Here is a 19114-nt window from a genome sequence, read left to right on the forward strand (position 1 = left end):
ACGGAATCGATGAACGGCAAGGCCAGCGCCACCCCCGCCCGGATCAGGTCCGCGCCCACCAGAACCACCTTTCTCGGCACATGCGCCAGGGCAGCTGCCAACACGGGCGACAGGCCGACATAGGCCACCATCTTCAGGGTCAGGGCCGTGCCCAGAACCGTTCCCGCCCGATCCCCCGCAAGGTCATAGGCCAGCAGCGCCAGCGCCACGGTCAGAAGCCCGGTGCCCAAAAGCGCCACAACCTGCGCCGCGAAGAGGCGGACGAAGATTGGATGTCTCAGGATGCGCAGCATGTCTACTTCCTCGCACTCGGCCCCATACCGGGCACTCAGCGCCAAAATCAGGGTGGTGGCAATCCCCTGGCCTTGACGCGTCGGGCGTTCATCTGCGGTCGGCCTGGACCAAATCCCATAGGGCCAGCCCGCAGCTCGCGCCTTGTCCGTGGCAACGCGGCCCGAGGATGCCCCCGCGAACGCGGGGGTTGACGAGGGCCGCTCCCGGGTCGACGCCGCAGGCGGCGAAACCGCTTAGCGGACCTTCAGAACGATCTTGCCGATATGAGCCGAGCTTTCCATCCGCGCATGGGCCGCGGCGGCATCTTCCAGGGCGAACTCGGAATCCATCACCGGGCCGATCTTGCCCGTCTCCAGCAAGGGCCAGGCATGGGCCGCCAGTTCCGCCGCGATCCGCGCCTTGGCCTCGACGCTTTGCGGGCGCAGGGTCGATCCGGTCATCGTCAGCCGCCGCGTCATCAGCTGCGCGAAATTCACCTCGGCCTTGGGGCCTTGCAGGAACGCGATCTGCACGAGCCGTCCGTCATCGGCCAGCGCCTTGAGGTTTTTGGCAATATAAGGCCCACCCACCATGTCGAGGATCAGGTCCGCCCCGCCAATGCCACGCATCACCTCGGCAAAGTCCTCATCACGGTAGTTGATCGCAAGTTCCGCGCCCAGGTCCTCGCAGGCGGCGCATTTCTCCGCCGAGCCTGCGGTCGCGAAGACGCGTGCGCCGAATTCCCGCGCCAGCTGGATCGCCGTGGTCCCGATGCCCGACGATCCGCCATGGACAAGGAACCGCTCACCGGCCTGCAGGCCGCCGCGCATGAAGACGTTGGACCAGACGGTAAAGAAGGTCTCGCACAGGGCCGCCGCCCGGTCCATCGACATGCCCTGCGGCACCGGCAGCGCGTGATCGGCATGGGTCAGCACGTAGTCGGCATAGCCGCCGCCGGGCAGCAGCGCCGTCACCTTGTCACCCACCTGCCAGCGCGACACGCCCGGCCCCACGGCGGCTACGGTCCCGGCGGCTTCCAGCCCCGGCAGGGGCGAGGCGTCAGGCGGCGGCGCATACATGCCCGCGCGCTGCAAGGCATCGGGGCGGTTCACGCCCGCATACTCGACCGCGATCAGGATTTGCCCCGCGCCGGGCGTGGGTACGGGCACCGTGACCGGGCGCAGGACTTCGGGTCCGCCCGGCTGGGAAATTTCGATCGCGCGCATCGTCTCTGGCAGGCTCATGGATTATCCTTCCCCCTGGCCGTCGCCCCGGCCCCAATGTCCCGGCATGTCGGCCATGCCCCCTTTTCCCGGCGCCTTCAGATGGCCGAGCAGCCATTCCGGCCCAGCCATAAGCGGCTTCAACAGCTTGCTGTCGCGCAGTTGCGCCTTGAGCTTTTCGAACCGCATCACGTCCTCGATCCGGCGATCCAGGAAGGCCCAGGTTGCCTCGTGCCCCTCGGAATGGTCGCCAAGCCAGTAGAGCACCACCGAGGAATAGACCCCCGACAGTGTCATGCGCTTGGTGTACCAGTTGTGATCCTCGCTGGTGTCCCCGATCGCGGTCCAGATCTTGTCGGCGGTCTCCCACAGCGCCTTGGCCCCGTCGCCTGCATGAATGGGCAGGGCAAAGAGCGTCGTGCCGCGCCGGACCGCTTCCTTGTCGAACGCCATCAGCTCCAGCCGGGTGCGAATCGCGAAGGTGATCTTCTCGCGGATCTTCAGTCCCGCCAGCGCCTCGGGCGTCAGGGCCGCGACCATCGCGTCGTCGCCCCGGCGGTGAAAGGCCATGGCCAGGTCGACCGGCCCGCGGGGAAAGAGCGCCCGCACCTCGCCAGCATCGGCGCCCGTGTCTTCTATGGCGGCAGTCAGCGTCGCCTCTGACCAGCCGTCGAAGACGACATGGGCCAGCGCGGCGTCGAGGATCTGGGTCTTGAGGTCGGTCATCGGTCGGCTCCGGTCACTCGCGGGCAGATGCTGGACATATAGCCGGGCCTTTGCTATAGCGCCACCTCCTGCAAATTCTTGCAACTCCAACTTAGAAAGGTGGTGAAAACCACATGCAGGTTAGCGTTCGTGACAACAACGTCGATCAGGCCCTCCGGGCTCTGAAGAAAAAGCTGCAGCGTGAAGGCGTTTTTCGTGAAATGAAGCTCAAGCAACATTACGAAAAGCCGTCCGAGAAAAAAGCGCGTGAGAAGGCCGAAGCAATTCGCCGTGCTCGCAAGCTGGCTCGGAAGAAAGCGCAGCGCGAGGGTCTCCTCTAAGGGCCTTCAGGCTTTGCGAACCAAAGGGCGGCCCTGCTGCCCGACAAGACGCCCCCGCGCCACCCGGCCCGGGGGTTTTTCTTTGGCATCGGGCCAGAGGCATGGCTAGATCGGCCCGACGACAAGAGGAGCGGTAGATGCAGATCCTGATCATCGGTGGCGGCGGCATGATCGGCGCGCGACTGGCGCGCAAGCTGGCGGCGCGGGGCGAGATGAACGGAACGCCCATCACGGGGCTCACCCTGGCCGACATGCAGGCGCCCGATGCGCCCGATGCGCCGTTCCCCGTGACAACGCTGGCCGCCGACATCACCCGGGCAGAGGGGCGCGAAGGTCTTCTGGCGGCGCGTCCGGACGTGATCTTTCAACTCGCGGCGATCGTGTCCGGGGCGGCCGAGGCAGACTTCGACCTTGGCTACCGGGTGAACCTCTCTGGCGTTCAGGCGCTTTTGGAGGCAATCCGCGCGACCGCGACCTGCCCCGTGGTCATCTCGACCTCTTCTGTCGCGGTCTTTGGCGGCGCGCTGCCCGAGGTGGTGCCGGACACCCATCACCTGACCCCGCAAAGCAGCTACGGCACGCAAAAGGCCATGGCCGAGCTTCTGCTGGCCGATCATACCCGCAAGGGGCACCTGGACGGGCGCACCGTGCGCCTGCCGACGATCACCGTGCGCCCTGGCGCGCCCAATGCTGCGGCGTCCAGCTTCGTCTCCGGCATCATCCGCGAACCGCTTGCGGGCCAACTCGCAATCCTGCCGGTGCCACGTGACACCGGGCTCTGGATCGCCTCGCCCGATTGCGCGGTCGACACGCTGATCCACGCGGCAGGATTGCCCAAGGGGGCCCTCGGGGCAGGTGCCGCCGTCAACGGGCGCGGCCTGACGGTGACCGCAGGCGAGATGCTGAAGGCACTTGGGCGGCTGGCCGGACCCGAGGTGCTGGCCCGTGTTCAGGACCAGCCCGATGAAACGATCACCGCCATCGTCGGCAGCTGGCCCCGCGCCTTTTCCTGCGATGCGGCCCGCGCCCTGGGATTTCCGGTGGATGCCGATATCGACGCGATCATCAGCGCCCATATGAACGAACACCCCGCGCCCTGAGGGCGCGGGGTGCTGGTCTTCAGCCCAAGAACCGGGAATCAGCTGTCGCCGAGGATCGCCGCGACAGTCTGGGCCCGCATTTCCTCGCGCGCTTGTCGCGCAAGGATTTCGCGGTTGTTGTCCGTGTCGTCATCGTAGATGCGCTCGGTGCTCACCCCGGGGATTTCCGCGAAGGCTTCCATCGTGCGCACGGGGAAGTAGGACCGGCCGATATGGCCCCAACCGGGCACCCGACCAAGGATCGTGGAAATCGACAGCGAGCATTGCGCCTTGGGCACCGCCCCGTTGGACAGCACCGCCTGGCTCAGCTGAGCCGCGATCTCGGGCGTGACCTCCACTTCCTGCACGACGACGTGGTAGGTCTCGCGCGCGTGGTAGTCGATGTAGAAATCCAGCAGTTGCGGCCCGATTCCGAAGAACACGTCATTGCGTTCCGGCGCGGCCGGGTGATGCCACGTGCCTGCCGGATCGAACAGCAGGCGCTGTTCCCCGTCGATCATCAGCGCGGAATGTCCGCCCGCGCCAGACCGGTTCGAGATCATCGTGTAAAGCGTGACGGTCGGAGGACCGGCAGGCTCGAATCGCGCGCGCGCCACGGCTTCGTCAGGGGCCCAGACAGGCTCGGCTCCGCAAGCCGCCAGGCCGAACAGTAATCCAAGTACCAGGAACGCGCGCTTCATCATCACATCACCGGAAGAACACCGCCAGGACCACGACGATCAGAAGGCAGATGATGATCGAGTTGGTCAGGAACTTCACGAACCCGTTGAAGGTCGCTTCCTGGTCGTGGATGTCCATTTCGCCGTGCTTGTGGTTGCTGTCAGCCATTGGGGTCTGTCCCGTTCGTCTTAAGTGTTTCGTCGCGATTCGATGTAGCCGATTGCACCGGGCCTGTCACGGGTCGCAAAGCGCCGCAGGGTTTACGTGTTGCCTTCGGACCCGGATGTTTCAAGATCCTGCGCCAGCTGGAACCCGATGCGCTGCGCCGGCCGGTCCGGCAGTCGCGGCAACGCGCGCAGCGTGACATTCAACTGAGAGACATGCTGGATCATCTGGGTTCTGATCCCCTGGTCATCACTGCCATAGAAGGTCAGGATGTCGGGGCCGAAGAAGCCCATCCCCTCGATCCGCATCACGCCCGAGTCCGACCCGGTAAAGCCCATGGCAACCTCGTGCTCGGCATCGAGCTGCTCTTCGAAGCTCTGGATATAGAGGATGATCCGCTCATAGGCCCATTCGGCCTCGGATTTCTCTTCCAGCGGTTTTTCCTGCACTTTTTGCGGAAGGGGCAGCTGTTCGGGGGTGGGCGGCGTGCAGGGATCGCAATGCACCACCCGCGCATCGGGCAGCGCGGCGGCTTCCATCGCCTCGGCCGAAGTCTGGATATCCTGCGTCACGTCTCCCCCCTGAGCTGCCACAGCCACGCGCCGTCTTCCCGTTTCTCGCGCGTGACCTCGCCCAGGGCAAGAAGATGATTGAGATGCGCCATGGCCTCGACCATGGCCAGACCGTAGGTGCCTTCGCCGATCTGCCTTTTGAACAAGGGCAGGAAGCAATCGGTGGCGACGCGGGGCGTGTGCAGATGCTCACGCAGACGTGACAGGGCGCCGTGGTGGTTCTCGATCAGCTGGTGCATCCGGTCAGGCAGCCCGGTGAAGGGCAGCTTGTGGCCCGGCAGGACCAGTTGATCGGCGCGGGCGAAGCGGGCCAGGTGACCGCAGCTTTCGATCCAGTCGGCCACCGGGTCGGCCGCGGGTTCGGTGGCGTAGACGCCCAGGTTGGGCGAGATCGAGGGCAGCAACTGATCGCCACCAAGGACAAGCGGTTCATCGCGGCACCACAGGGTGGCGTGCTCCGGCGCATGGCCATGGCCGATCCGCACGTCCCAGTCCCGGCCGCCGATGCGCAGGTGGTCGCCCTCGCGGATGCGGGTATAGCCAAGCGGCATCGGCGCCACGACATCGGCGAAATTGAAGGGCCGCTCCGCCGCGCGTTTGGCGAAGATCTCCGGGTCCATCCCCGCGCCGCGCCAGAAGGCAAGCGTTTCCTCGGTAGGCGCCTCCTGCACGTCCAGCACCAGCATCCGCGCCATCAGCCAGGCGGTCCGGGTGGTGATCAGTTCCGCGCCACGGGACTGGAACCAGCCCGCCAGCCCCACGTGATCGGGGTGGTGATGGGTGACCAGAACCCGCGCCACCGACAGCCCGGCAAGCGGCCCGGCCAGCACGTCCTCCCACATGGCACGTGCCTTGCGGCTGTCGAACCCGGTATCGACGATGGTCCAGCCGTCCTCGTCGCGCAGGGCGAAGACGTTCACATGATCCAGCGCCATCGGCAGCGGAATGCGAAGCCAAAGGATGCCCTCGGCGACCTCTACGGCCTCGCCTGGTGCGGGGGGCGTTTCGAACGGGTAGCGGATCACGCCGCGAACTCGTCCGGGCTGAGGGCATAGACATCCTCAGACCCGGCCAGCGCCTGCGCCAGCAGCCCATGCGCCTCGGGCAAGAGCCGCGCCAGGAAGAAGCGCGCCAGCTTGCTGCGCGTGCCCTCGCGACCCTCGGCCAGCGACGCCTTGAGGTGATAGTGCCCGCCAAGAACCCGCGCCACGGCAATCAGGTAAGGTACCGCACCGGCAAAACGGTCGTTCATCTCCATGCCAACCAGTGTTTCGGTTGCCGCGCGCAGGGCCTTGGCGGCATCCGCAAGCCCCGCATGGCCGCCCATCGCGGCGGTTGCATCGACCTCATCAAGCAGCGCGAACATCGCCGCGCCGCCATCCATCATCTTGCGCGCCACGAGATCCATCGCCTGAATGCCGTTGGTGCCTTCGTAGATCGCCGTCACCCGCACATCGCGCAGATATTGCGCCGCGCCGGTTTCCTCGATGAAGCCCATGCCCCCATGCACCTGGATCCCCATCTGGCTGACAGTGATCCCGGTTTCGGTCCCGTAGGCCTTGGTCACGGGCGTCAGCAACGCCGCGCGGGCAGACCATGCCGCATCGCCCGTCGCATTGGCCATGTCGATAGAAACAGCGTTGTCCAGCGCGATGGCCCGCGCCGCGAAGACCTCGGCCTTCATCTGCATCAGCATCCGGCGCACATCCGCATGATCGAGGATCGTGCCGGTGCCCCCCTCGACCGGGCTGCGCCCCTGCCTGCGCTCCAGCGCGTAGGCCAGCGCGTGCTGATAGGCGCCCTCTGCCACGCAAAGCCCCTGAACGCCAACGCCAAGCCGGGCGTTGTTCATCATGGTGAACATCGCCGCCATGCCGCCGTGGGGTTTGCCCACCATCCAGCCGCGCGCGCCGTCATACTGCATCACCGCGGTCGGGGACCCGTGCAGGCCCATCTTGTGTTCAAGGCTCACCACGCTCAGGCTGTTGCGCTCGCCCGGTTCGCCGTTCTCGTCCGGGATGAACTTGGGCACCATGAAGAGGCTGATCCCCTTGGTGCCCGGCACCCCGTCGGGCAGCCGTGCCAGCACGAGGTGGCAGACATTGCCGCTGAAATCGTTGTCGCCCCAGGAAATGTAGATCTTCTGCCCGCTGATCGCGTAGGTCCCGTCGCCATTGGGCTCGGCCTTGCTGCGCAGCGCCCCCACATCCGACCCCGCCTGCGGTTCGGTCAGGTTCATGGTCCCGCACCATTCGCCGGAAATCAGCTTGGGCAGGTAGATGGATTTCAGCTCCTCGCTCGCGTGATGCTCCAGCGCCTCGATCTGGCCCTGCGTCATCAGCGGGTTCAGCTGCAGCGACAGGCAGGCCGAGCCGATCATCTCGTTCACCGCCGTGGTCACCGCCATCGGCAGGCCAAGCCCGCCATGTTCAGGATCCGCCGACATGCCGACATAGCCGCCCTCGGCAATCGCCCGGTATCCGTTTGCAAAGCCGGGGCTGGTGCGCACCACGCCGTTTTCCAGGTAGGCCCCCTGCAAGTCGCCCCCGCGATTGAGCGGCGCCAGCACCGTTTCGGCCATCTTGCCCGCTTCCGTCAGGATCGCGGTCACCATGTCCGGGGTGGCTTCGGCGAATTTCTCGGTCGCGGCAACGCGGTCGAGGCCGACGATGTTCTCGAAGATGAAGTCGAATTCCGTCACGGGCGCGGTATAGGGCATGGTCACTCCTCCTTGGCACGGGCCGGGCCAAACGCTATGGGCCTGTCCTTGCGGCAGATATTTTGCCATACCCGCCCCAATCAACAGAAACGTTACGTCGCAGATGACCCACGGCAAGACAGAAACGCTGCTCCCCGATCCCGCCGGCATTGCCCGGGCGGCCAGCCTGCTGGCCGAGGGGCAGCTGGTGGGTCTGCCGACTGAAACCGTCTACGGGCTTGCAGGCGACGCCACCAGCGACATGGCATGCGCCCGCATCTTCGAGGCCAAGGGCCGCCCCCGGTTCAACCCGCTCATCGTGCACCTGCCCGGGGTGGAGGCCGTCGAGCGCATCGCGCGCATGAACGCGGCCGCCCTTGCGCTCGCCTCGGCCTTCTGGCCCGGCCCCCTGACCCTGGTGCTGCCGCTGCGCGAGGGTCATGGGCTGTCGCCTCTCGTCACGGCGGGGCTCGACACGGTGGCCATTCGCCTGCCTGCCCATCCCGTCATGCGTGCCGTTCTGGCAACCTTCGGCGGCCCCGTTGCCGCCCCCTCGGCCAATCCTTCGGGTCGCATCAGCCCCAGCACGGCAGGGCATGTGCTGGCCGGACTGGACGGCAGGATCGCGGCCGTTCTCGATGGCGGCGCCTGCGAAGTCGGCCTTGAATCCACCATCCTGGCCCCCGCCGAAACGGGCACCCGGCTCCTGCGCGAAGGCGGGCTGCCGCGCGAAGCGATCGAGGCGCTGACCGGCCCCCTGATCCTCGACACGACACCCGGCAAGGTGCAGGCCCCGGGACAGCTCTCGTCCCATTACGCCCCCCGGACCCCGGTTGTGCTGGGCAGCGCGCTGGATGACCCGGGCACGATCCGCCTCGGCTTCGGCCCGGGCCCGGCAGATCTCACCCTGTCCGAGGGCGGCGACTTGGTGGAAGCCGCGGCCAATCTCTTCTCCGCGCTGCACAAGGCAGATGACCTCGCCACCGCCCGCAAGGCCCACGCCATCCATGTCGCCCCCATCCCCGACCACGGGCTCGGTCGTGCCATTAACGACCGCCTCGCCCGCGCCGCTGCACCGCGCTAGCCCCCGTCTTCATTGTTCCTCAAAATATCCCCGCCGGAGGCTCCCCCGCGCTCCGCAAGCGCACAGGCCGGGGCATGGCCCCATCGCTCTCCGCGCATTCCGTGGCAACGCGGGCCGACGAAGGCTCCCCTGCAAGGGGGGCTTGAGGAGGACCGCTCCCCCCCCGCCCTCAGGCGCGCCCGGCCTCTGCCGACAGCATCAGCGCAGACACCCCGAGCTTGGCCAGCGCCGCCTCCCATTTCGCCCCCATGTCGCGCCCGAAAACGATCTCGGCATCGGCCTCACAGGTCAGCCAGCCATTTTGCTGGATCTCGTCTTCCAGCTGGCCCGCGCCCCAGCCCGAATAGCCAAGCGCCATCACCGCCTTCTCCGGCCCGTTACTGCGCGCGATTTCCTCCAGCACGTCGAGCGTTGCGGTCATGCCGAAGCCGCCTTTCACCCGCAGCGTGTTGCCATCCTCGCCGTAGTCATCGCTGTGCAGAACGAAGCCGCGCCCGGTTTCCACCGGCCCTCCGAAGAGGACAGGCACGCGGGGCGGGTTGATCGCGTCGATCCCCAGTTGCCCGATCATCTGTGCAAAGCTCAGTTCCGGAACCGGTTTGTTGACGATCAGCCCCATGGCGCCCTGTTCGGAGTGGTCGCACAGGAACACCACCGCACCCGCGAAACGGGGGTCGCCCATTCCGGGCATCGCGATCAGAAGCTGTCCGGTCAGATCGGTTGTCATGTCCCGCCGTGCGCCTTTGGTCCAAGCATGTGCGCAATCGCTGGCATGTGCAAGCAAGCTTGCGGTCCGGCCTGAAACACGGGGTCGCCAAATCGTGACTTCCCTTCCCGCACGCCAACCCCTACCTCAGCAGGATGATCATACGCCTAGCCCATGCCGCGCTTTGCGCGCTTTGCCTTCTGGCCACCCCGATCGCCGCCACGGCCCAGACCGACGCGCGCACGATGGAGGACGTGGTCGAGCTGGAACTGATCGAAGGCTGGCGCCGGGCGGACGGTACCCATATGGCCGGTCTCCTGGTGCGGCTTGCCCCGGGCTGGAAAACCTACTGGCGGTCACCCGGCGAAGCGGGCATCCCCCCCCGCCTGCAATTGCGCGACCGGCGCGGCCTGCTTGGCGCGGCGCTGCACTGGCCTGTGCCAGAGGTGTTCCAATCGAACGGCATGCAGTCGATCGGCTACAGTTCTGACGTGGTGTTCCCGCTGGAGGTTGCGCTGGCCGAAGGCCATGGCGCGCTGCGCCTTGCCGGGCAGTTCGATATCGGCGTCTGCCACGATATCTGCATGCCCGTCACGCTCGACTTCAGCGGCACGCTTCCGGCCGGAGGCCGCCCCGATCCGCGCGTTGCCGCCGCGCTGGCCGACCGACCGCTTACGGCCTCCGAGGCCGGGGCCGGGACGGTGACCTGTGCCCTGACTCCGATTTCCGACGGTCTCCGGGTCGAGGCCCGCATCCCCGTTTCTGCCCAGGGCCGGTCCGAGGCTGTGGTCTTCGAACTGCCCGATCCGGCGATCTGGGTCTCCGAGGCGACGGTCACACGGCAAGGCAGCACCCTCATGGCCAGCGCCGATATCGTCCCGCCCGATGCCGGCCCCTTCGCACTGGACCGGTCCAGTCTGCGGATCACCGTGATCGGCGGGCGCGGCGCGGTCGAGATCATCGGCTGCCGCAGCTAAGACGCCCCGAACGGGGGGACGTTCACGCGCCTGCCCTGCGGCGCAGGGCAATCCCCGCGCCCACCAGCAGCCCGATCAGCCACAGCCCAAGGCAGATCGCAGCCGTTCCCGCCACGAAAGCTAGGAAAGCCCCGCGCGCGCCCTCGACGGGCAGGGCATCCGCCAGACCCCAGGGCATCGCCCCGGTCACGATCTGCGCGCCAAGCGTAGCTGCAAACAGCCCCGCCACGCCAAGCACGGCCAGCACGACACCCGCCCCCATCAAGGGCGCGCGCGCCATCGCTCCCAGCCCGCGCCGCAACGCCTGCATCTGGCGCGCAACATCCTGCTGCATGGCCATAATCGACGGCACCACCAGCAGCACCACGACCAGCCCGAAGCCAAGCCCGTAAACCAGCGTGATCACCGTGGGTTTCAGGAACTGCGCATCCGCCGACCGCTCGTAAAGTAGCGGCGCAAGCCCCAGCACGGTGGTCAGCGTCGTCAGCAGCACGGGGCGCAGGCGGTCGGCCACCGCGTCGACAATGGCGGGCACAAGCCCCCTGTCGCGGGCATATTCGTCAACCGTTGTCACCAGCACGATGGAATCGTTGATGATGATCCCGGTCATCCCGATAAGCCCCACCACCGTGAACATGCTCATCGGCACGTCCCAGGACGCGTGACCATAGATCGTGCCCACCAGCCCGAAGGGAATGATCGCCATGACCACGATGGGCCGGGTCCAGCTGGCGAAGATCCAGGCCAGCACCAGGTAGATGCCGGCCAGGCACAGCCCGAAGCCAAGCATCGCGTCGTTCATGAACTCGTTTTCCTGCTCGGCCAGCCCCGCAAGCCGGTAGCCGACCCCGTATTCCGCCTCGATCTGCGGCAGGATCACGTCGGCCAGTTCGGCCATCACCTGTTCGGCGCGCGCCGGGTCATCCTCGGACAGGTCGCCGGTGACCGAGACCAGCCTCAGGCCGTTCTCGCGCTCGATGGTGGAAAACCCCGTGCGCGAGGTGACCGACACCAGGTCGGCCAGCGGCACATACTCGCCCGACCCCGCGCGCAGCAGGGTCCGGTCGAGGAAATCGGCGGTCAGTTCCCCTTCGGGCAGCTCCACGCGGATCGACGCCGTGCGCACCCCCGACGGGAAGGTCGCCGCCTCGATTCCGTTCAGCCGGTTGCGCAGCACCCGCCCGAGCGAGCCAATGTCGAACCCGAGCGCTTGCCCCTGTGGGGTCAGCTCCAGGATCAACTCCTCGCGGTCATAGGCCAGCGTGTCTTCCAGCCCCGACACCTCGGGATAGGCCCCAAGCGCGGTCTGCACCGCCATCGCGGCGGCCTTCAGCACCTCGGTTTCGGCCCCGAATATCTGCACGTCTATCGCGTCGCCCCCCGGCCCCCCGCGCCATCCGCGGAAGCTCACCGCCTCGGCCAGCGGGTGCTGGCGCACCTCGTCCTGCAAATCGGCGACGAACTGGAAGCTGGAATAGGGCCTGAGATCGGCGTCGATCAGCTCGATCGCCAGCGACCCCAGAAGGTCGGGGTCCTTGTTGTCGGCAATCGACAGGCCAAAGCCGGTATTGCCCCCCACTTCGGCCAGCACGAAAGTCAGGGGACTGGCACCGTATTCGGCCTCGTATCGCTCGGCCACGGCCTCGGCCGCGCGCTGCATTTCGCGCATCATGGCAAGGCTGTCCTCGCGGCTGGCGCCTTCCAGCATCGCGAAATTGCCCGAGACCGAGCTTTGCTCGGGCGCGTTGAAGAAGCGCCAGGTCACATCGCCCCGCACGAAGACGGCGACCTGGCTGGCCAGCACCACGATCACCCCGGCCAGCACCGGGTATCTCGCCCATATCACCAGCCGCATCAGCGGGCGGAACTGCGTGTCGCGCACCCAGCCAAAGCCCCTGTTCACCACCCGGCTCGGCCAGTCGTACCAGTGTTCCTTTGCCGAATGCGCCAGGGCATGGGCCATGTGGTTGGGCAGGATCAGGAAGCATTCCACCAGGCTTGCCGTCAGCACCGCGATCACGGTGAAGGGGATATCGGCGATCAACTCGCCAAAGCGCCCGCCGATGGCCACCAGCCCCGCGAAGGCCAGGATCGTCGTGATCGTCGCCGAGAAGACGGGGGCGGCCATGCGCCGTGCGGCGTTCTCGGCCGCCTGAACGGGGCTCTCGCGCAGCCTGCGCGACCGGAAATCGGCATGTTCCCCGACGACGATGGCGTCGTCCACCACGATGCCCAGGGTGATGATCAGCGCGAAAAGCGAGATCATGTTGATGGTCAGCCCCGCGATATACATCAGCGTGATCGCCGACAGCATCGCCACCGGAATACCCGCCGCCACCCAGAAGGCGGTGCGTGCATTGAGGAACAGGAAGAGAAGAAGGACCACCAGCCCAAGCCCCATCAGCCCGTTATCCATCAGGATGTTGAGACGCCCTGTAATGGCCTCGGCCCGGGTGCGGATCAGCTCGATTTCGACGCCCTCGGGCAGGGTCAGTTCCATCTCGGCGGCGATGCTTTCTACGGTGCGCTGGATGCCGATGGCATCGCCCCGGTCGGACCGGTCCACGCGCACCGAAATCGCCGGGTGATCGCCCACGAAATAGGCACGCTCCCGGTCGACCCCTTCTTCGCTGACGGTAGCCACATCGCCGATGGTCAGGGCCGACCCGTCCTCGTTGTAGCGCAGGACGATCCCGGCGATGTCCACCGCCGTGCGCCGGGCGACCCCGGTGCGCACCCGCGCATTGGCCCCGGTCACATCCCCGGCAGGGCTGGTATCGACCTCGGCACCGATGGCTTGTGCGATCTCAGCCATCGACACGTCGTTATGGATCAGCGCCGCCGAAGGAACCTCGACCATGATCTCGGGCGCAGCCACGCCCCGGATCGTCGTGCGCGTGACCCCCTGATCGAAAAGCCGCGCCACGAATTCATCGGCGAAGCGGCCAAGCTGGTCGACTCCCACGGGGCCCGAGATGACGACATCGGTCACCCGGTCGCGCCAGACGCCGCGCCGCACCACGGGATCCTCGGCGTCCTCTGGCAGCGTGGAGACACTGTCAACGGCCACCTGCACCTCGTCGGCGGCACGCCCCATGTCCCACCCCGGCTCGAACTCCAGCCGGATCGTGGCCCGCCCTTCGCGGCTGGTGGCAGCGCTTTCCGTGACGCCCTCCACCGCCAGTAGAACAGGCTCCAGCACCGCCACGATGGCCTCGTCCACATCCTCGGCACCGGCCCCGTCCCAGGCAATCGAGACGCTGACATTGTCGACCACCACATCGGGGAAGAACTGCGCGCGCATGCGCGGGAAGATGACCAGGCCGACCACGATCAGGATCAGCAGCAGAAGGTTCGCCGCCGTCCTGTGGCGCGTGAAATAGGAGAGGATTCCTCCCGCGCTGTCGGGAAGCTGTCTCATCCGCCCATTCGGCTTTCAAGCCGGTTCACCATCTGCGCGGGCACTTCATCTTCCTGCAACTGGCGCAAGAGACGGGCGCGCACGTCCTCGGGGATAAAGCCGTTACCCTCCACGAACGCCACCAGCCGGGCCCGCCGCTCGGGGTCGAGCGCGATGGTCTCCGGCTCCGAAGGCACCTCCGCACCGTCAGCCGACGGGCGCAGAGGGTTGATCCGGATGCCCGCCCCCAGAACGGGCGAGCGGGCCACGACCACCTCGGCGCCATTTATCTGCGGGGGAACCCGCACGATCACGTCATCACCCTGGCGGCGCATCAGCGTCACCTGCACCTCGTCCAGCCGGTCCTCTTCGCCAAGGACCAGAACGAAGCCCTCGGCATCCAGCGCCGTCGCGGGCAGGATCGCCACGCCGCGCAGTTCAGGCTCTTCCAGGCGCACGGTCACGAAATCCCCGTCGCGAAAGCCGCGCGTTTCCAACAGCTCTGCAAACAGCAATCGGCCCGACTGGCCCTCCTGCACGGCCCCGCTTTCGCGCGTCAGGCGGGCAGGCACGGTGAAATCCTCCCCCAGCACATCCAGCACCACCGTCACCGCGGCCTCCGGCAACTGGCCGTTTTCGTCCAGCAGCCGCGCATATTGCGCGGTCGAGACGCGGAACGAGACCTCCAGCGCATCGGGGTCGATCAGCGTGGCCACCCGTTCGTTCTGGTTGACCAGGCCACCCTGCACCACCGCCACATTGGCCAGAACGCCGGCAAATTCGGCGCGCAGTGCGGTTTCGGACAGTTCCCGTTCGGCCTCGGAAAAGGCGATGCGGCGACGTTCCAGCGCGGTGCCCGCCTGGTCCAGCTGCGCTTCGGCCTGCGCCAATGCCTGCCGCCGCGACAACACCGCCTGGTGGGCACCCGCCGCGGCCAGTTCCGCCGTTTCCACGGTGGCCGCCGAACCCACCCCGCGTTCCAGCAAATCCTGCTGGCGGGCAAGGGCCCGGTCCCGCAGTTCCGCCTGCATTCGCGCGGCCTCGACATCTTCGCGGGCCAGTTCCACCGCCGCCTCGGCCTCGGCCAGGCTGTTTTCCGCCTCGCGCAGATCGGCCGCCGCCACGTCCAGCGCCGATTGGGCCTGGGCCGGGTCGATCCGCATCAAGAGCGCCCCGGCCTCGACCGCTCCGCCATCCTCGAACCCCTCGGCCAGCGTCAGGACCGTGCCCGCCGCGGGCGCGCGCAGTTCCAGCATGCGGCGGCTGCGCACCTCGCCGAAGGCGGTCAGCACGGGGGTGGCGCGTCCGACCTCCAGCATCGTGACCTCGGCGGCAAACACCCGCTCGCGCGCGATCGACGGCCGCCCCTCGCGCGCCCAGCGCTCCTGCAGGGCCGAGTAGACGGTGCTGCCCGCCAGGGCAAGCAGCCCCACGGTCAGAGAAATCAGGAAAAGCCCCGCCAGGGAGCGTCGGAAAAAGCGCATGGGCCGAAGCCTTGTAGAGTGTCTACCAAGCTAGATAGATCGGTGGCGGCAAAGCGCCAAGCATTAGCTGACACGGACAAGCGCGTCATTTCCGTCGCTTATGTTCCTCCAGCCGGGGAAAAATCTCGACGAAGTTGCAGGGCCGGTGCCGGTAATCCAGCTGCCAGCGCAGGATGTCATCCCACGCATCCTTGCAAGCCCCGGACGAACCCGGCAACGCGAAGAGATAGGTGCCGTTCGCCACGCCCCCGGTGGCGCGGCTCTGCACCGCGCTCGTGCCGATTTTCTGGAACGAAACCATGGTAAAGACCGTGGCAAAGGCCTCGATCTCCTTCTCGTAGACATCCCGATGTGCCTCGACCGTCACGTCGCGGCCCGTCAGCCCGGTGCCCCCGGTTGTGATAATGACGTCGATGTCCGGATCGGCACACCAGGCGCGCAGCTGCGCCGCGATCTCGGCCCGCTCATCGCGCAGGATCTTGCGGTCGGCCAGCACGTGCCCCGCCTCGCGGATGCGCCCCTCCAGAACGTCTCCCGACTTGTCCTCGGCCAGGCTTCGCGTGTCGGACACGGCCAGAACCGCGATGCGGACCGGGATGAAATCCTTGCTTTCGTCGATACGGCTCATGGGTCGACCTCAAACCAGCTGACACGTGGGCCGAGATTGACGACGCGGCTTGCGCCGACCCGGCCTTCCTTGCCCCAACTGTCATGGATATGGCCGCAAAGCGCCAGCCGGGGGCGGATGCGCTCGATTGCCGCGCGGATCGCCGTCGATCCCACGGACTGTCCGGCCGAGGTCATGTCGGCCACGCCCTTGGGGGGCGAATGCGTGACCAGAACATGCGCCTTTTCGCAGCCCGCCAGCAATTCGGCCGCGAAGGCTTCGCTCAGATCGCAGGACCAGGCCCCGAAGGGCGTGCGCGGCACGCCGTAGCCAAGCCCGAAAATCTTCAGTCCGTCGATGGTGCAGCCATCGCCGTGCAGCACCGTCACGCCCGGCCCGGCCGCCGCACGCAACTCGTCCGCGCTTTCGGCATTGCCGGGAACGGCCACCATCGGCGCCTGCATCCCCTCCAGCAACGCCATCGCCTCGGGCAATCCCTGCCGCATGTTGCAAAAGTCGCCCGCCCCGATCACCAGGTCGGCCCCGGCGCTGGCCGCGACGATCTCGGCGGCGCGCGCGCGCGCCAGGTGCAGGTCGGAAAACGCCAGGATCTTCATCCGCGCAGCCTCGCCTTCAGGGCCAGGAGGTCCGCCCATGCCTCGCGCTTGCGCACGGGCTGGCGCAGCAGGAAGGCGGGGTGGAACATCGGCAGAGCGGGCCGCCCCATGACCTCCTGCCACGTGCCTCTCAGCCGGGTGATCCCCCGCTGGCCCAGCAGCCCCTGGCAGCTGATATTGCCCATCATCACGACGATATCGGGTGCAGCCAGCTCGATATGGCGCTGCACGAAGGGCAGCATCATCGCCATCTCCACCGGGTGCGGGTCGCGATTCTGCGGCGGGCGCCAGGGCAGGATGTTGGTGATGTAGATCGCCTGCTCGGCATCCGGGGCCAGCCGCCCCATGCCGATCGCCTCGAACATCCGGTCCAACAGCTGCCCCGCGCGCCCCACGAAGGGCTTGCCCTGGACATCCTCGTCGCGGCCCGGGGCTTCCCCCACGATCATGACCCGCGCCGCCGGGTTGCCATCGGCAAAGACGAAGCTGCGCGCGCCCTGGCGCAACTCGCAATGGGCAAAGCCCTCCATCTCCGCGGCCAGTTCATCAAGGCTCCCGGCACGGGCCGCCGCCTTGCGCGCCTCGACGACCGGGTCGACCTCCGCCACCTGCACGGCAGCAGGGGCGACCGGTCCGGTCGCAACCGGCGCGGTCATAGCTTCCTGCACCGCTTCGAAACGGTTCACGGGGGCCTCGGAAATCGCCTCGTCCGCCCCAAGCTCCACCTGCCAATCCAGCCAGGCCAGCGCCGTATGATAATCGAGCTCCGACTCCATCCCCCCAAGCTAGGCCCGGTTGCAAGCAAGGTAAATGGGCGACAGACTACCCGAAAGTGACCCAGAGCCCTCGAATGACCGCATTCCACATTCGCCCTGCAATGGCCGGGGATGCCCCCGGCGCGACCGAAACCCTTCGCGCCGCCTACGCTCCCTACCGCGCCCAGGGCATCGCCCTTCCCCCGGTCGAAGAAGGCGTAGCCGAGACGATTGAGGAAACACCCGTCTTCGTCGCCCAGTCCGGGGCCGATATCGCAGGCGTCATCGTCCTGCGCATCGGGACGGATCATCTCCAGGTCGAAAACCTCGCCGTTCATCCCGCCGCCTCCGGGACGGGCATCGCCACCGCCCTCCTGCAGCAGGCCGAACGGGTCGCCCGCCAGCGGGGCCTCGCGACGCTGCGCCTTGCCACCCATAGCGCCCTTGCCCGGACAATCGGGCTCTACCGGCATCTTGGCTGGACCAACTCGGAAATGTCGGGACCCAAGGTCATGATGGAAAAGCCCGTCTCGCCGGACTGATCCATCTTCTTTGCCCAAAGACCCCCGCCGGAGGCATGCCCCTCTCCACCAAGTCCACCCTTACCCGTGACGCGGCACCGCTTGCAGATATCCCGTGGCAACTGCGGCGGGAGGAGTGCCCCCGGCGACAGGCCGGGGGTCGACGAGGGCCGCTCCCCGGTCGGCGCCGAAAGGCGTCGAAACCCCGTTTCGTCTGCACGGGGGGTGCACAGGGGGTGTACGGGGGGTGTACGCCCGGCACCCCCCTTTCGGGACGCCCGCACTTGCCCCGCGCCGCGGCGCTGCCTATACCGCGACAGGACCATACCGGACGGGCTGCCATGACCTTCGCCAAGCGCCACCTTCTGGGCATCGAGCCCCTGCACCCCACCGAAATCACCACGCTTCTCGATCTTGCCGACCGATACGCCGAACAGGGCCGCGGCGGGGCCAAGCATGGCGACGCGCTGGCGGGGCTGACCCAGATCAACATGTTCTTCGAGAACTCCACCCGCACCCAGGCCAGTTTCGAACTGGCGGGCAAGCGGCTCGGGGCGGACGTGATGAACATGTCGATGCAGACAAGCTCCGTGAAAAAGGGCGAAACGCTGATCGACACGGCGCTGACGCTGAACGCGATGCACCCCGACCTCCTGGTCGTGCGCCACCCCCATTCCGGGGCGGTCAACCTCCTGGCGGAAAAAGTGAATTGCGCGGTGCTGAACGCCGGCGACGGGCGCCACGAACATCCCACGCAGGCGCTTCTGGATGCGCTCACCATCCGCCGCGCCAAGGGGCGGCTCCACCGCCTCAACATCGCGATCTGCGGCGACATCGCCCATTCCCGCGTGGCGCGCTCGAACATCCTGCTCCTGGGCAAAATGGAAAACCGGGTGAAGCTCGTGGGCCCGCCGACGCTGATCCCGTCCGGCGCCGCCGACTGGGGCGTCGAGGTCTACGAGGACATGCGTGAAGGTCTGGAAGGGGCCGACGTGGTGATGATGCTGCGGCTTCAGAAGGAACGCATGGACGGCGGCTTCATCCCGTCCGAGCGCGAATATTACCACCGCTTCGGGCTCGACGCTGACAAGCTCTCCTGCGCCAAGCCCGACGCCATCGTCATGCATCCCGGCCCGATGAACCGGGGGGTGGAGATCGACGGCACCATCGCCGACGACATCAACCGTTCCGTCATCCAGGAACAGGTGGAAATGGGCGTCGCCGTG

At 67.1% G+C, this 19114-nt stretch carries 19 protein-coding genes and 1 pseudogene; 6 read left to right on the forward strand and 14 right to left on the reverse strand.

From position 1 onward, the window contains the following. From ACEQXV_RS00365 to ACEQXV_RS00375, 3 genes and pseudogenes are all read right to left on the reverse strand, one after another. Window positions 1–293: pseudogene (locus ACEQXV_RS00365) on the reverse strand (MFS transporter); the annotation flags it as partial. 234 nt (window positions 294–527) lie between these two features. Then, window positions 528–1517, reverse strand: a complete 990-nt coding sequence (locus tag ACEQXV_RS00370; RefSeq protein WP_370267347.1) for an NAD(P)H-quinone oxidoreductase — start codon at window positions 1515–1517, stop codon at window positions 528–530. A gap of 3 nt (window positions 1518–1520) precedes the next feature. Next, window positions 1521–2222, reverse strand: coding sequence for a COQ9 family protein (locus ACEQXV_RS00375; RefSeq protein WP_370251975.1), 702 nt, complete (start codon window positions 2220–2222; stop codon window positions 1521–1523). Between the two features lie 113 nt (window positions 2223–2335). Between ACEQXV_RS00375 and rpsU the strand changes: the two genes are divergently transcribed. Then, window positions 2336–2542, forward strand: a complete 207-nt coding sequence (gene rpsU, locus ACEQXV_RS00380; protein ID WP_025310998.1) for a 30S ribosomal protein S21 — start codon at window positions 2336–2338, stop codon at window positions 2540–2542. A 137-nt stretch (window positions 2543–2679) separates the two neighbouring features. Beyond that, on the forward strand, window positions 2680–3642 hold the full coding sequence (gene denD / locus ACEQXV_RS00385) for a D-erythronate dehydrogenase (RefSeq protein WP_370251977.1): 963 nt from the start codon (window positions 2680–2682) through the stop codon (window positions 3640–3642). Window positions 3643–3680: 38 nt separating this feature from the next. Here the strand turns inward: denD and ACEQXV_RS00390 are convergent, their stop codons facing one another. The 5 genes from ACEQXV_RS00390 to ACEQXV_RS00410 form a co-directional block, all read right to left on the reverse strand. After that, window positions 3681–4325, reverse strand: a complete 645-nt coding sequence (locus ACEQXV_RS00390; protein WP_370251978.1) for a hypothetical protein — start codon at window positions 4323–4325, stop codon at window positions 3681–3683. A gap of 4 nt (window positions 4326–4329) precedes the next feature. Then, window positions 4330–4470, reverse strand: coding sequence for an aa3-type cytochrome c oxidase subunit IV (locus tag ACEQXV_RS00395; protein WP_370251979.1), 141 nt, complete (start codon window positions 4468–4470; stop codon window positions 4330–4332). 92 nt (window positions 4471–4562) lie between these two features. Beyond that, complete coding sequence (locus ACEQXV_RS00400) at window positions 4563–5039, reverse strand: DUF6173 family protein (RefSeq protein ID WP_370251980.1); 477 nt, start codon at window positions 5037–5039, stop codon at window positions 4563–4565. Next, on the reverse strand, window positions 5036–6064 hold the full coding sequence (locus ACEQXV_RS00405) for an MBL fold metallo-hydrolase (protein ID WP_370251982.1): 1029 nt from the start codon (window positions 6062–6064) through the stop codon (window positions 5036–5038). The genes ACEQXV_RS00400 and ACEQXV_RS00405 overlap by 4 nt, the downstream gene beginning before the upstream one ends. Continuing rightward, complete coding sequence (locus ACEQXV_RS00410; protein ID WP_370267351.1) at window positions 6061–7758, reverse strand: acyl-CoA dehydrogenase; 1698 nt, start codon at window positions 7756–7758, stop codon at window positions 6061–6063. Before ACEQXV_RS00410 ends, ACEQXV_RS00405 begins: the two co-directional genes overlap by 4 nt. Window positions 7759–7861: 103 nt before the next feature. On the opposite strand from ACEQXV_RS00410, the gene ACEQXV_RS00415 reads away from it, so the two are divergent. After that, on the forward strand, window positions 7862–8821 hold the full coding sequence (locus tag ACEQXV_RS00415) for an L-threonylcarbamoyladenylate synthase (protein WP_370255454.1): 960 nt from the start codon (window positions 7862–7864) through the stop codon (window positions 8819–8821). A gap of 169 nt (window positions 8822–8990) precedes the next feature. On the opposite strand, the gene ACEQXV_RS00420 is transcribed toward ACEQXV_RS00415, so the two are convergent. Continuing rightward, window positions 8991–9548 (reverse strand): YqgE/AlgH family protein, encoded by a 558-nt coding sequence (locus ACEQXV_RS00420; RefSeq protein WP_370255452.1) that lies wholly within the window; start codon window positions 9546–9548, stop codon window positions 8991–8993. A 134-nt stretch (window positions 9549–9682) separates the two neighbouring features. Here ACEQXV_RS00420 and ACEQXV_RS00425 point away from each other — a divergent pair, with 134 nt between their 5' ends. Further along, complete coding sequence (locus ACEQXV_RS00425) at window positions 9683–10504, forward strand: protein-disulfide reductase DsbD domain-containing protein (RefSeq protein WP_370267352.1); 822 nt, start codon at window positions 9683–9685, stop codon at window positions 10502–10504. A gap of 22 nt (window positions 10505–10526) precedes the next feature. Here the strand turns inward: ACEQXV_RS00425 and ACEQXV_RS00430 are convergent, their stop codons facing one another. From ACEQXV_RS00430 to ACEQXV_RS00450, 5 genes are all read right to left on the reverse strand, one after another. Continuing rightward, window positions 10527–13925: an efflux RND transporter permease subunit gene (locus tag ACEQXV_RS00430; protein WP_370267354.1), complete on the reverse strand. Its 3399-nt coding sequence runs from the start codon at window positions 13923–13925 to the stop codon at window positions 10527–10529. Then, window positions 13922–15388, reverse strand: a complete 1467-nt coding sequence (locus ACEQXV_RS00435; RefSeq protein WP_370253645.1) for an efflux RND transporter periplasmic adaptor subunit — start codon at window positions 15386–15388, stop codon at window positions 13922–13924. Before ACEQXV_RS00435 ends, ACEQXV_RS00430 begins: the two co-directional genes overlap by 4 nt. 85 nt (window positions 15389–15473) lie before the next feature. Then, a complete protein-coding gene (gene moaB, locus ACEQXV_RS00440) occupies window positions 15474–16016 on the reverse strand; it encodes a molybdenum cofactor biosynthesis protein B (protein WP_370253646.1) in 543 nt (180 codons plus the stop codon). Continuing rightward, on the reverse strand, window positions 16013–16612 hold the full coding sequence (locus ACEQXV_RS00445) for a metallophosphoesterase family protein (RefSeq protein WP_370267356.1): 600 nt from the start codon (window positions 16610–16612) through the stop codon (window positions 16013–16015). Before ACEQXV_RS00445 ends, moaB begins: the two co-directional genes overlap by 4 nt. After that, window positions 16609–17388, reverse strand: coding sequence for a uracil-DNA glycosylase family protein (locus ACEQXV_RS00450; RefSeq protein WP_370267358.1), 780 nt, complete (start codon window positions 17386–17388; stop codon window positions 16609–16611). Before ACEQXV_RS00450 ends, ACEQXV_RS00445 begins: the two co-directional genes overlap by 4 nt. A gap of 74 nt (window positions 17389–17462) precedes the next feature. On the opposite strand from ACEQXV_RS00450, the gene ACEQXV_RS00455 reads away from it, so the two are divergent. Then, window positions 17463–17909, forward strand: a complete 447-nt coding sequence (locus ACEQXV_RS00455) for a GNAT family N-acetyltransferase (RefSeq protein ID WP_370267359.1) — start codon at window positions 17463–17465, stop codon at window positions 17907–17909. Window positions 17910–18229: 320 nt separating this feature from the next. Beyond that, window positions 18230–19114: aspartate carbamoyltransferase catalytic subunit (locus ACEQXV_RS00460; protein WP_370267360.1), on the forward strand; the 885-nt coding region annotated here is incomplete at its 3' end.

This window comes from Nioella sp., from assembly GCF_964229645.1.
In the GTDB taxonomy this organism is placed as follows: Bacteria; Pseudomonadota; Alphaproteobacteria; order Rhodobacterales; family Rhodobacteraceae; genus Nioella.